Consider the following 12,228-nt stretch of genomic DNA (forward strand, 5'->3'; position numbering starts at 1 on the left):
CGCCCGTACCGCGCCTGGTGAAGGAAGCGGCCAACCGTGGCCGAAGGGCCGGCCAACACACCAACTTCACCGGAGAAAATGTTTGGTCACGTCACCGGCGACCGTCTGCCGCATGACTGAACCAGTTCCGGCCCAGCCAAGCGGCGGGCCGGGTTCAGAGGATTTCGCGGGGCGGCTCGCCGGGTTTGACGGCGGGTTCGAGCATGCGGTGGAGGTGGACGACGACATATTTCATCTCGGCGTCGTCGACGGTCCGCTGTGCAGCAGCGCGCCAGGCGCTTTCCGCACTTTTATAGTCGGGGAAGACGCCGACGAAATCGATCGCATCGAGATCGGCGAAATCGAGCGTCCGAGGGTCGGCCACGCGGCCGCCGAAAACGAGGTGCAGTTTGCTCATGAAATATGTCCGATGCCGTAGGGTCCGGGGATCGCGGACCGACTATCGACGATCCGCGATCCAGACAACCCTCTTAGCCCAGCCTTAGCCAGCGCGCGACTGCATGAGCTTGACCAGGCCGTCGAAGCCCTGACGCTGGATGACCGAGTTGAAGTCGTTCGCCTGCGTGATGCCGAGGTTAATGCCCGCGACGGTCAGGTTGCTGACCTTCCACGCGCCACCGGTGCGCTCGACGGTCCAAGTGGCATTGATCGGGCTGGCGCCACCCGGCTGGACGACCTGCGTCAGCACTTGTGCGCTGTTACCGGCAGGTACGACGCGGACGATCCGCACGTCGGCACGGGCATATTGCTGAAGCCGATCGGCATAGGTGTTGATGAGGAAGCTGGGGAACGCGGCCTTGTAAGCGGCGCGTTGCTGCGGCGTGATCCGCGCGACATGGGCACGGATCAGACGGTCACCAATCTGATCGACCGCGAAATGCTGGGCCAGCAGCGTGCGGAACTGCGACCGGGCGGCGGTGCGGCTGCCGGTACGGAGCGCACCGAGACCGGCATCGGCCAGTGTATCGACAAAGCGGCCGGGATCGCTGTTGTCGATCCGGACCTGCGCGGTCGCGGGCAGGAGCGGCACGACGGCACCGGCGGACAGGATGGCGGCGGCAAAGGCCGCGCGAATGGTGATACGCATGAACGAACTCCTGAAAACATGACTACGGCGCCCCCGCATGGAGGACGCCGTAGAAGACTTGCCCTGAACCACCGTTTAACCGGCCGGTTCCGCGGGATGCTCAGACGTCGCTGCGCGTCCGGACGGCATCCTTGGCCGCAGCACCGGCCGACGTGGCCGCCTGACTGGCGGTATCGACCAGCTGATCGACCTTGGCGCGGGCCGCTTCCTTGTTGATGCCAAGTTCGTCGAGCTTGTCCTGCCCGGCCGACTTTGCGGCGACGAAGGCGGAACGCGCGGCGTCGGTCGCCTTGCTGGCGACCGGACCGAGCAGCTCGGTCTCGCGCTCCGTGCGGGGCAGCAGCGCCCCGAGGATCGCGCCAAGCGCAATGCCCCCGGCCAGGACCGCTAGCGGTGCCGAGTCGAAACCGGTCGCGGCGGTGTCGCGCGCGGACGATGCCTTGTCGCGAGCGGCGTCATAGGCGTCGGCCGCCTTGTCGCGGATCACGGCGGCGGTATCGGCGGCCTTGATCTTCGCGGCATGGGCGGCGTCGGTCACCTTCTCGCTGGCGGCGGCGGCGGCCTCCGTCACCGCGTGGCTGGCATTCGATGCCGCGTCGCCAACCTTGTGGGCCGCGCTCGCGAACACGCCTTCGTTGCGGTCGTCATTGGCTGGGGTGGTCATGGGCGTATCTCCAGATGAGGGATCGGGCCGGTCAGACGCGGCGGATCGGTTTCGACAGGTTTGGGGGGCGGAGTGCGAAGGGCACGACGCACGAGCGACGGACCAGCCAGCAGGGCGACAGCGGATGCAAGAGCGGCGGCCACGACCCCAGGACGATTCCGGGCGAAGGTGGCAGCATCCTCATAAGCCCGCGTCGCCTGATCTACGGCGACCGCCAACCCTTCGGTGCCGCGTTCCACAGTGGCATCCCAGGCGTCCGCGCCGCGATCGACGGTATTGGCCCACGCCGTATGAACAACGGTCGACGGGTTCAGGCGGACCTGAAGTTCCGCGACGGTTCCGTCCAGCCGTGCGCGTGCGGCCTCTGCGCGGCCCTTGGCGGCCAGGACGGCCGGCGCGGCGATCATGACCGGTCTCCGGTCGTGGTCTCGGCGGGTGAAAAATGCGACAGCGCATATTTGACCATGATGCCGGCAATCGCGAAGGCGATCACGGCGGCGACGGCCTGACCGCCACCGACGCCCAACCAATGCGCCAAACCCGACCCGATCGCTAGGAACAGAACGGTCAGGCCAGCCTGAACCACAAAGATCGCCGCGATCAGTACGGCGATCGCGACCTTTGCGGAAGCAAAGCGGGCGCGTGCGGTTTCGCGCACGACATCCACTTCGGCCCGGACATAGTCGCGACCGTCATCAACCAATCGCTGAAGCAGGCCGGTGACCGTGACGCCTGCCGGATCGTCCTGCCGGATCATACCGAAGGACGCGTACCGGCAAGGCTGCTGCCGGTGTTGACGGGGGTCACCGGCGTGACCGGAACCATCGGAGCCGGCGTCACGCCGCCCGTGGTCGGTGTTGCAGACGCGCTCGGTGCGCCGAGCCCGGCCTTGGCAACACGTGCCACGGCGAAGCCGATCGCGGCCGCCGCGCCGATGGCGATGCCGGGGCTGCGACGCACGAGGTCACGTGCGTCGGCGAGCAGTTCCTCGACATCCTTGTCACGGATTGCATCCGCCAGCGTCGTGACACTGGATCCGGCCTGGCGAATATAGTCGCCATATTGTGCGCCCACCTTGGAATCGATTGTGGCGGCGGTGTCCTCGATCAGCTGCTGAACGCTTTCGAGTCCTTCGACGGCGCGGTCCTTGCCCATGATCGCATATTCGCGGGCCTTGTCCGCCGCCTGCGTACGCAGCTCGGCAGTCTTGTCGCTGACTGTGGCGCGGGCTTCGTCGAGCGTATCGCGGGCCGTTGCGGCGGCAGTCGTCGCCGCCGGCGGGACATTGTCGAACCCGGGTGCGGTCGAACTCAGGCCGCCCGTCGAAGACAGGTCGTTGCCGACGGAGGATCCACCGATGATGTGGTCCGTTCCCTCGGGAAGGCGGGTGTCGCCGGTAGCCATGTCGTTCTCCGATCGATTGTTGCGGTATCGAGACGACAACAGACATGGTGCCGCGCCGTTCCATGCCGTGCATCGCTTATTTGCCAGCGGCGGAGGAGGCCGGTAGGACGCCCGCAAGACCAGTCCGTCCCCCCGCGAAAGGCCGAATCCATGACCGCAATCGTCGACGTCCACGCCCGCATGATCGTCGACAGCCGGGGCAACCCGACCGTCGAGGTCGATGTCACGCTGGAGGACGGCAGCTTCGGCCGGGCCGCGGTGCCGTCCGGCGCATCGACCGGCGCGCACGAGGCGGTCGAGCTGCGCGACGGGGACAAGACGCGCTGGCTGGGCAAGGGCGTCGACAAGGCGATCGACGCGGTGAACGGCGAACTGGCCGACGCCATCATCGGCATCGATGCGGAGGACCAGGCCGCGATCGATACGACCATGATCGAACTGGACGGCACGCCGAACAAGGCGCGGATCGGCGCGAACGCGATCCTGGGTGCGAGCCTGGCCAGTGCGAAGGCCGCGGCCGAGGCGCGCGGCCTGCCGCTCTATCGCTACGTCGGCGGCGTGTCGGCACATGTCCTGCCCGTACCGATGATGAACATCATCAATGGGGGGATGCATGCCGACAACCCGATCGATTTCCAGGAATTCATGATCGTGCCGGTGGGCGCGGAAAACATGGTCGAGGCGGTGCGGTGCGGCGCCGAGATCTTCCATACGCTGAAGAAGGGCCTGCACGACAAGGGCCTGTCGACCTCGGTCGGCGATGAGGGCGGGTTCGCGCCCAACATCGGCAGCCCGGTCGAGGCACTGGATTTTATCATGCAGTCGATCGAGAAGGCGGGATATCGCCCCGGCGACGACGTGATGCTGGCGCTGGATTGCGCGGCGACCGAGTTCTTCCGCGACGGGGCCTATCATCTGGACGGCGAGGGGCGTGTCCTGTCGCCGGCCGAGATGGTGGATTATCTGGCGGACCTGGCCGCGCGCTACCCGATCTTCTCGATCGAGGACGGGATGGGCGAGGATGATTTCGAAGGCTGGAAGCTGCTGACCGACAAGATCGGGCACAAGACCCAACTGGTGGGCGACGACCTGTTCGTGACCAACCCGGCGCGGCTGGAACAGGGGATCCGCGATGGCCTGGCCAATTCGCTGCTGGTGAAGGTCAACCAGATCGGGACGCTGACCGAGACGTTGCAGGCGGTGTCGATGGCGCAGCGGGCGGGCTATACCGCGGTAATGTCGCACCGGTCGGGCGAGACGGAGGATGCGACGATCGCCGACCTCGCGGTCGCCACCAACTGCGGCCAGATCAAGACGGGGTCGCTGGCGCGGTCCGATCGGTTGGCGAAGTACAATCAGCTGATCCGGATCGAGGAGGAGCTGGGCGTCGTGGCGCACTATGCCGGCCGGTCGATCCTGCGCCGGACGGCCTGAGCGCGGACGCAAGGAGGGGCGGGCGATGAGCAGGCAGAGCGGAGCGCCGCGGCGGTTGACGATCGCCCTGATCCTGGCGGCGGCGGCCCCCGCGGCCGCCGTCCTCATCATCGTTTATTTCGTGCTGGCCGCGGTGATGGGCCAGAACGGCCTGCTGGCGTGGGGCGACTATAAGTCCGCGCGCGTGACGCGGGAGGCGGAGCTGGCGAAGGTCGACGCCGAACGGGCACGGTTGCAGCACCGGTCCGACCTGCTCGACCCGCGGCGGGGGGTGGACCCGGACCTGGCCGACGAACTGGTCCGATTACGAACCGAACAGGTTCGCGAGGACGAGGTGATCCTGCAGAACCGGTAAAATGCTTGTCGGAGCGTTGCGGAACGCCCGACGAGGGCCTAGACCCCGGCCAGACGTTTCAAACGACAGGAGCCGGACGCTTGGCAAAGGCAGTGCAGCCCCGCGATGGAGAGGTAGAAGCCCCTCCCGCGACCCCGAACCGCGAACGCCCGGGGGAACCGGTACGGTTTGCGGCGACTAAGGAACAGTTGCTCGAATTCTACCGCCAGATGGTGCTCATCCGCCGGTTCGAGGAAAAGGCCGGGCAGCTTTACGGGCTGGGGCTGATCGGTGGGTTCTGCCACCTGTATATCGGCCAGGAAGCGGTGGCCGTCGGGCTGCAGTCCGCGCTGGAAGTGGGCAAGGATTCGGTCATCACCGGATATCGCGACCATGGCCACATGCTTGCCTATGGCATCGATCCGAAGATCATCATGGCCGAGCTGACCGGCCGCGCGGCCGGCATCTCCAAGGGCAAGGGCGGGTCGATGCACATGTTCTCCGTGGAACATAAGTTCTACGGCGGGCACGGTATCGTCGGCGCGCAGGTCTCGCTGGGCGCGGGCCTTGGCTTCGGGCACAAGTACAAGGGCGACGGCGGGCTGTGCCTCGCCTATTTCGGCGACGGCGCCGCCAACCAGGGCCAGGTGTACGAAGCGTTCAACATGGCCGAGCTGTGGAAGCTGCCGGTCATCTTCGTCATCGAGAACAACCAATATGCGATGGGCACGAGCGTGAACCGCGCGTCCGCCGAGGACCAGCTGTACCTGCGCGGTGAAAGCTTCCGCATTCCGGGCATCCAGGTCGACGGCATGGACGTGCTCGCGGTGCGCGGTGCGGCCGAGACGGCGATCGAATGGACGCGGTCCGGCAAGGGTCCGATCCTGCTCGAACTGAAGACCTATCGCTATCGCGGCCATTCGATGTCCGATCCGGCCAAGTACCGGTCGCGCGACGAGGTGCAGTCGATGCGCGACAAGTCCGACCCGATCGACGCCGTGAAGCGCGAGCTCGAGGCGATCGGCGTGACCGAGGACGAGCTGAAGACGATCGACAAGGACATCAAGATGATCGTGGCGAATGCGGCGGACTTCGCCGAACAGTCGCCCGAACCGGACCTGTCCGAACTCCATACCGACGTGCTGGTGGAAACCTACTGATGGCGATCGAACTGAAGATGCCCGCGCTTTCCCCCACGATGGAGGAGGGCACGCTGGCCAAATGGCTGGTCAAGGAAGGCGACACGGTCGCGTCCGGCGACATCATGGCCGAAATCGAAACCGACAAGGCGACGATGGAATTCGAAGCGGTGGACGAAGGCGTGATCGCCAAGATCCTGGTGCCGGAAGGTTCGGACGGCGTGAAGGTCGGCACGGTGATCGCGATCATCGCCGAAGAGGGCGAGGATGCCGCAACCGTCTCGGCCTCCGGCGGGACCGCTGCGCCCGCCGCCGGGCAGGCTACGCCGGATCAATCTCCGTCGGTCGACGAGACGCCGGCCGACACCGGTCGCGCGCCGAGCCCCGAAACGGGTGCGCCGGAAAGCGCCGATAGCGGGACGCACATGCTCGTCGCTTCGGCGGAGAAGACCAAGATTGCCGATCCGGAAGTTCCTGCGGGCACGGAAATGGTCAAGACCACCGTTCGCGAAGCCCTGCGCGATGCGATGGCCGAGGAAATGCGCGCCGACGATCGCATCTTCGTGATGGGCGAGGAGGTCGCGCAATATCAGGGCGCATACAAGGTGACGCAGGGCCTGCTCGACGAATTCGGCGACAAGCGCGTGATCGACACGCCGATCACCGAATATGGCTTTGCCGGCGTCGGCACCGGCGCGGCGATGGGCGGGTTGAAGCCGATCATCGAATTCATGACGTTCAACTTTGCCATGCAGGCGATCGACCACATCATCAATTCGGCGGCCAAGACCAACTATATGTCGGGCGGGCAGATGCGCTGCCCGATCGTGTTCCGCGGCCCCAATGGTGCGGCGGCCCGCGTCGGCGCGCAGCATTCGCAGAATTATGCGCCGTGGTACGCGAGCGTCCCCGGCCTGATCGTGATCGCGCCCTATAGCGCGGCGGATGCCAAGGGGCTGCTGAAGGCGGCGATCCGGTCGCAGGATCCGGTCGTGTTCCTGGAAAACGAGCTGCTCTACGGGCAGAGCTTCGACGTGCCGGCGCTGGACGACTATGTCCTGCCGATCGGCAAGGCGCGGATCGTGCGCGAGGGCAAGGACGTCACGATCGTGACCTACTCGATCGGCGTGGCGGTGGCGATGGATGCTGCGGCCAAGCTGGCGGGCGAGGGGATCGAGGCGGAGGTCATCGACCTGCGCACGCTGCGCCCGCTCGACAAGGAAACGGTGCTGGCGAGCCTCGCCAAGACCAACCGCATCGTCTGTGTCGAGGAAGGCTGGCCGACCTGTTCGATCAGCGCCGAAATCGCGGCGATCGCGATGGAGGAAGGCTTCGACGACCTGGACGCGCCGGTCCTGCGCGTGACCAACGTCGACGTGCCGATGCCGTACGCCGCCAACCTGGAAAAGGCGGCGCTGCTGAAGGCGGACGACGTGGTGACGGCGGTGAAGAAGGTCTGTTACCGCTGATCGATGACGGCGGGGGCGGCGTTGGCCGGCCCCGCCCGATCGTTCAGCTCCGCGCCTGCGTGCAGGTCATGGCCGTGACCTTGGGTGCAGGGTTGAAGATCTGAGAGAAGTCCCGACGGTCGCGGACGATATAGCTCGCGGTGTAGCGGATGACCTGATTGCCAAGCAGGATCTTGGCGAACAGCGGTTCATAGGCGTAGTTGATTTCGACGAACATTACGCCCGACTGCGGCGGTGCAGAAACCTTCGCATTCACGGGCCCCATGCCAAGCGGTGCGAGAGTCCCGGCGTTGCCGATTGAGGCATCCGAGCCGGCGGTGGCCGACGTCGTGCCATAGGTCGAGTCGAAGCCCGTACCGGTCTTGTTTCCCAGGCATCGCTGCCAGTGAATACGCTGGACGTTATATTCGTCGGTCTCCAGGCTCGACAGCGTGATCCGTCCATTGTCGATCAGGTCGAACGACTTGCCTTGCAGGCGTGACGCCTGAAACACATCGTTGATGTCATACTCCCGCAATTGCTGCTGCGCGAGGCCGCTGGACAGCCCCACGCGCGAGGCGTTGTCGGACAGGTTCAGAGCGATCTGGCTGATCTTCATGTTGATCAGAGCAAAATTGGCAAGTTCCGCGCCGTAGATGCCGAGCGCCATGATGATCGGCAGCGACAGCCCGAATTCGATGAGCGCAACCCCCGCGCGATCGGCGAGAATGCGGCGGGACCGGCGGCATAAGAACAACAGGCGGTTCATTTCGGACATATCGCCACCGATCCGCGACCTCTCTGCGTGGCATAGGGTTGGTTCTTCAAATAGGTGCGGGACGTTGCGGTCTGCGTGTAGGACCACCCTGTCATGTTCGGCAGGGGAAACAGACGCGGGTAGCGGATCGTCATTTGATAGACGGTGACGTCGTCCGCGCCGCCTTGGCCCTCGGTCGTCGGATTGGCATCCCATGCAAGGTTGCCGTTGACGTCGTCGAAGCATTCCTTGGGGTCGTAGACGCCGTTCCTGTTGGAATCTGTAAAGCGTTCCGGGGGCAGATTGTCGATCTCGCTGAACGAGGCGTAGTTGGTCCGGGCCGAGATCTTGGTGGCATTCTTGGCGATCCGGCGGACCATGGTCATCACGCGTTCGTCGATGTCGTCGGTGTCCTCCTTGAAATCCTCGATCGCGGCATCGCGCGCGGCCTTCTGTACCGCACCTTCCAGGATTGCGCGGACATAGGCCTGGTAGGCGATGTCCGACAGGCCCATGATGAACATCAGCATGACGGGCAGCACGATCGCGAATTCGACGATCGTCGCGCCGCGCGCGTCGGCCGCGATCGACCGTGGCGGGGCCGGGCGGGGGATCATTTGGAGATCCGCAGCATCGCGACCTTGCCGGCAATCGCCTTGAACGCGGCCTTCAACTCGGCCGTGCTGCTGGCCTTGTAGGCGAGGCCCGGCGACGAGCAGTAGGTGAGGTCGCTGTTGAGCGCCGTGCCGAACGCCACGACGAAGATCGTGACGTTCATCCGGTTCTTGATATAATCGCACTCGGCACGGAAGCGCGCGTTGTGGCGAGCCAGAAGCTGATCGCTACTGGATGTGACCCGCCGATCGAGTTTCTCGAGGCCATAGAGTCCGTAGACAAGCTCGTTCGGAGCCATGTCTCCATCCGTCATGAAGACGATCGACCGTGAAGGTGGCAGTCGGCCAGTCTGTACTTCGTTTTTGGACGCAAAGATTCCGTTCCGGGACAGCAGGCGAGCGCCCCAGATCATGCCGACGTCATGATAGGTGCCGCCACTTGCGCGAAAGTCATTGTCGTTGACGTAAGCCGAGACTTCCGCACTGGTCATGGTATTAAGCATTCGGGCCGGCATGCCGCATGAAGTGTAAGCTTTGAACCGCTTGTTCGGGCTACCGTAATTCCGGTTACGGTCCTCATCTACCTCGTTATCATCGTAGGGCGTCGATCTGCCAGTTTCGGGACTATACGGACCATCGTACGTTTCGGTAGCTTGGCCTGCACGACCCCAGACGACCTCTGGCCAAGCGGGTTTCCATTTTGCAGCATCTGCGGTCGGCTTGAGGTCTGGATCAAGGTCGTCGGGCAGATCGGTATATGTAAAAGTCGCGTCCTTGCGCGTCTCCGCTTCTTCGATGCAGCCAGCCCAGCGGTTGGTCGATCCGTCGTTGCGGGTCGGGTTTAGGACCGGAACCGAAACGAGGCTTCTTACATAGTCGCTGATGTCATGGTCATATTGCTGCAGGCGCCAGATCGGCGCCTTCATGACGTACGAGCCGGTACATAAACCGTTCGAGAAGCGCGTGTTGCTCAGGTCATAGGAAAAGTCCAAAAGCGCAGCGCTGTAGAAATAGCCGTAGCGCGGCGTTCCGTCCGGCCATTTCGTGGCTTTCGGATACCGTCCCGGAACGCAATCTGCGGCGGACGGGCCGCCGGCGAAGCCGACAGGAGTCGGATTATTTTCCCGGTTCTTGTCCCCGATCGATCGGCGCGTCTGATACTGCCAACTGGTCGACAGCAAGTATTCTGCCGGAATGATCTTGCCGACATTGACGGACGAGGCGTAGTTCACGAAGCCGTAGCGGATCTGTGTGTTCCTGTCGGCGACTTCACGGACGGTGGTGTCGAACAACATGACAGAGTCACGAAGGGCGTCGATCTTGGAGTCGTACTTCTCCTGAGCATAGTAGCCGGTGGAGCCGTCCGACCGTACATATGATGCTGGGTCGCCTGAACAGCCCGGTGCAGCGCTCGCAGCGCAGGACATCGAACCGGTGGTATCGAGGACGAACACCGTGTCGATGTCGGCTATGTCGAACTGTGCTTCACAGGTGACCGACAGCGTCTGGTCGGGGGAGGTGAAGTACCGCATCAGCGTCATCGGGACGACCGCGCTGGCCGTGCCGCCGACGCGCTGGTTGGATGTCTTGACGGGGACGAAGGTCGGGTTGGACGAACCGAACAGACCGGTGCGGAAGTTGTTCGTGAAGAACTCCTTCGCCCGGTTCGTCGCATTCGTGTCGAGCGCGGGCCTGCCGTCGTTGATCATGAATTTGCGACCCGCCAGCACGCCGGCGTCGCAGGCCTGCTGGAGCCGGACCTTCACCACGTACAGTCGCGTCATGTCGATCGCGCTACCGGTCAGGCCGATCAGCGGGACCATGGCGGCGGCCATGATCGCAAGGGCGTTGCCGCGCCGGTCGTGCAGCAGTCGCGTCAGGAACGGCCGGCCGCACGGCGCGGCGCTGGGTTTCCGAGGACTGGCGAACATGCGACACCCGATCGATAACGGACCCCGACGCGAGGCCCTACGGCCACCGCCCTGCCACCCGGACCCCCTATTTCCCGTCAAGCGATAGGGTTAACAGGCTGTTTGCCATTACCGTCAGCATTTACGCGAGGGCCGACCCATGCATGATCCGACCCCCGCCGGTGCCGCGGAACCCGCGATCGACCCCGAACGCACGCTGGCGTTGCTGCATGTGCCGGCCGCCCGACGTGGGGCGATCGCGACGCTGTGGCGGCTGGATGCACGACTGGGGGCGGTGGTGGCGACCACGACCGATCCGTCGATCGGCGCGATCCGGCTGGCGTGGTGGCGCGACGCGCTGACCCGGCTGGACGATGCCGCGGCCCCGGCCGAACCGTTGCTGCAGGACGTTGCGGCACAACTGCTGCCGCATGTGCGCGGAGCGGAGCTGGCCGCGCTGGCGGAGGGGTGGGGCGCGATCGTCGAGGGCGATCCGGACATGCTGGACGAGTATGGCCGCGGGCGGGGCGGTGTGCTGTTCGGGCTGGCGGCGCGGGTGCTGGGCGGCGATGTGGGCGGGGCCGCGGCGATGGGGGCGGGGTGGGCGCTGGTCGATCTGGGCTGGGGGCAGCGGGATGCGGCGTTCCGGGCGGCGGCGCTCGATGCGGCGGAGCGTGCGCTGGCGGAGTGGGACGGACGGACGCCACGTGGCCTGCGGCCGCTCGGGATGCTGGCCGTGCTGGCGCGGCGCGACGTGGCGGCGGGGCCGGATGCGGACCGGCGTGTGGGGAGTGCAGGGCGCATCGCGATGATGCTGCGCCACCGGATGTTCGGTCGTTGACCTGTTAATCCGCCGTCGGCAGTGTCGCGGTGACGACGAGGGGGGCTAAGGATGGGGCGGTTCTTGATGGGGGCGGCAGCGGCGATGCTGCTGATGACGGGGGTGATGTTCTGGTGGAAGGGGGCCGGGCGCGCGGCCGATGCCATCCCGCCCGCGCCGACCGCGCAGGTCGTGACCGCCGCGGGCGAGGACGCGCCGATTACGGTGCCGCCGGCCGCAAGCGTGCGGACGCGCGAGGAGAAGCGGTTCGGGCGGTACGACAAGGACAAGAACGGTGCCGTGGCGCGCAGCGAATATCTGGCGAGCCGGCAGAAGGCGTTCGCGAAGCTGGATGTGGACCGGGATGGCCGGCTGTCGTTCGACGAATATTCGGTCAAGGCGATCGCGAAGTTCGCCGGCGCGGATGCCGACCGGACCGGGGCGCTGACACCTGCCGAGTTCGCGACGACGCGCGTGGTGCGCAAGGCGGCAGCGCGGGCGAAATGTCCGCCGGTGGTGGCCGTGGCGGAGCGTGACCAGGACAGTTGAGCGGTACGGTTGCCGCCTTTGACCCCGTTTGGTTCGAGCCTGTCGAGAACCTAGTGCGGGGTTTTCGA

At 65.4% G+C, this 12,228-nt stretch carries 15 protein-coding genes; 6 read left to right on the forward strand and 9 right to left on the reverse strand.

Features of this window, described 5'->3' with window-relative positions; translation table 11 throughout:
• Window positions 1–154: 154 nt before the first annotated feature.
• The 6 genes from BKY59_RS02195 to BKY59_RS02220 all read right to left on the reverse strand — a co-directional run bounded on the left by BKY59_RS02195 (window position 155) and on the right by BKY59_RS02220 (window position 3,155).
• Entirely contained in the window at window positions 155–397 is a 243-nt protein-coding gene (locus tag BKY59_RS02195) for a DUF4170 domain-containing protein (protein ID WP_076068471.1), read from the reverse strand.
• Window positions 398–481: 84 nt separating this feature from the next.
• Window positions 482–1,087, reverse strand: a complete 606-nt coding sequence (locus BKY59_RS02200) for an MlaC/ttg2D family ABC transporter substrate-binding protein (RefSeq protein ID WP_076068472.1) — start codon at window positions 1,085–1,087, stop codon at window positions 482–484.
• Between the two features lie 100 nt (window positions 1,088–1,187).
• Window positions 1,188–1,751, reverse strand: coding sequence for a hypothetical protein (locus BKY59_RS02205; protein ID WP_083671828.1), 564 nt, complete (start codon window positions 1,749–1,751; stop codon window positions 1,188–1,190).
• Window positions 1,748–2,158, reverse strand: a complete 411-nt coding sequence (locus BKY59_RS02210) for a DUF3618 domain-containing protein (RefSeq protein WP_076068473.1) — start codon at window positions 2,156–2,158, stop codon at window positions 1,748–1,750. The genes BKY59_RS02205 and BKY59_RS02210 overlap by 4 nt, the downstream gene beginning before the upstream one ends.
• Complete coding sequence (locus BKY59_RS02215) at window positions 2,155–2,418, reverse strand: hypothetical protein (RefSeq protein WP_240499922.1); 264 nt, start codon at window positions 2,416–2,418, stop codon at window positions 2,155–2,157. Before BKY59_RS02215 ends, BKY59_RS02210 begins: the two co-directional genes overlap by 4 nt.
• A gap of 86 nt (window positions 2,419–2,504) precedes the next feature.
• Window positions 2,505–3,155 (reverse strand): hypothetical protein, encoded by a 651-nt coding sequence (locus BKY59_RS02220; protein ID WP_076068475.1) that lies wholly within the window; start codon window positions 3,153–3,155, stop codon window positions 2,505–2,507.
• A 150-nt stretch (window positions 3,156–3,305) separates the two neighbouring features.
• Here BKY59_RS02220 and eno point away from each other — a divergent pair, with 150 nt between their 5' ends.
• The 4 genes from eno to BKY59_RS02240 all read left to right on the forward strand — a co-directional run bounded on the left by eno (window position 3,306) and on the right by BKY59_RS02240 (window position 7,531).
• On the forward strand, window positions 3,306–4,589 hold the full coding sequence (eno, locus tag BKY59_RS02225; RefSeq protein WP_076068476.1) for a phosphopyruvate hydratase: 1,284 nt from the start codon (window positions 3,306–3,308) through the stop codon (window positions 4,587–4,589).
• A 25-nt stretch (window positions 4,590–4,614) separates the two neighbouring features.
• Entirely contained in the window at window positions 4,615–4,944 is a 330-nt protein-coding gene (locus BKY59_RS02230; RefSeq protein WP_076068552.1) for an FtsB family cell division protein, read from the forward strand.
• An 80-nt stretch (window positions 4,945–5,024) separates the two neighbouring features.
• Complete coding sequence (gene pdhA / locus BKY59_RS02235) at window positions 5,025–6,083, forward strand: pyruvate dehydrogenase (acetyl-transferring) E1 component subunit alpha (RefSeq protein ID WP_083671829.1); 1,059 nt, start codon at window positions 5,025–5,027, stop codon at window positions 6,081–6,083.
• Complete coding sequence (locus BKY59_RS02240; RefSeq protein WP_076068478.1) at window positions 6,083–7,531, forward strand: pyruvate dehydrogenase complex E1 component subunit beta; 1,449 nt, start codon at window positions 6,083–6,085, stop codon at window positions 7,529–7,531. Before pdhA ends, BKY59_RS02240 begins: the two co-directional genes overlap by 1 nt.
• Before the next feature lie 43 nt (window positions 7,532–7,574).
• On the opposite strand, the gene BKY59_RS02245 is transcribed toward BKY59_RS02240, so the two are convergent.
• The 3 genes from BKY59_RS02245 to BKY59_RS02255 are packed head-to-tail and all read right to left on the reverse strand — an operon-like array spanning window position 7,575 to window position 10,812.
• Entirely contained in the window at window positions 7,575–8,279 is a 705-nt protein-coding gene (locus BKY59_RS02245; protein WP_076068479.1) for a TadE/TadG family type IV pilus assembly protein, read from the reverse strand.
• Window positions 8,276–8,884: a TadE/TadG family type IV pilus assembly protein gene (locus BKY59_RS02250; RefSeq protein ID WP_076068480.1), complete on the reverse strand. Its 609-nt coding sequence runs from the start codon at window positions 8,882–8,884 to the stop codon at window positions 8,276–8,278. The genes BKY59_RS02245 and BKY59_RS02250 overlap by 4 nt, the downstream gene beginning before the upstream one ends.
• Window positions 8,881–10,812: a TadE/TadG family type IV pilus assembly protein gene (locus BKY59_RS02255; protein ID WP_076068481.1), complete on the reverse strand. Its 1,932-nt coding sequence runs from the start codon at window positions 10,810–10,812 to the stop codon at window positions 8,881–8,883. The genes BKY59_RS02250 and BKY59_RS02255 overlap by 4 nt, the downstream gene beginning before the upstream one ends.
• A 139-nt stretch (window positions 10,813–10,951) precedes the next feature.
• On the opposite strand from BKY59_RS02255, the gene BKY59_RS02260 reads away from it, so the two are divergent.
• The gene (locus BKY59_RS02260; RefSeq protein ID WP_076068482.1) at window positions 10,952–11,632 is read left to right on the forward strand and encodes a squalene/phytoene synthase family protein; all 681 of its coding nucleotides are present in this window, start codon (window positions 10,952–10,954) and stop codon (window positions 11,630–11,632) included.
• A gap of 51 nt (window positions 11,633–11,683) precedes the next feature.
• Window positions 11,684–12,160, forward strand: coding sequence for an EF-hand domain-containing protein (locus BKY59_RS02265; RefSeq protein WP_076068483.1), 477 nt, complete (start codon window positions 11,684–11,686; stop codon window positions 12,158–12,160).
• The last annotated feature ends 68 nt before the right edge of the window (window positions 12,161–12,228 follow it).

Origin of the sequence: Sphingomonas montana (genome assembly GCF_001956315.1) — a bacterium.
GTDB classification, from domain to species: domain Bacteria; phylum Pseudomonadota; class Alphaproteobacteria; order Sphingomonadales; family Sphingomonadaceae; genus Sphingomonas_R; species Sphingomonas_R montana.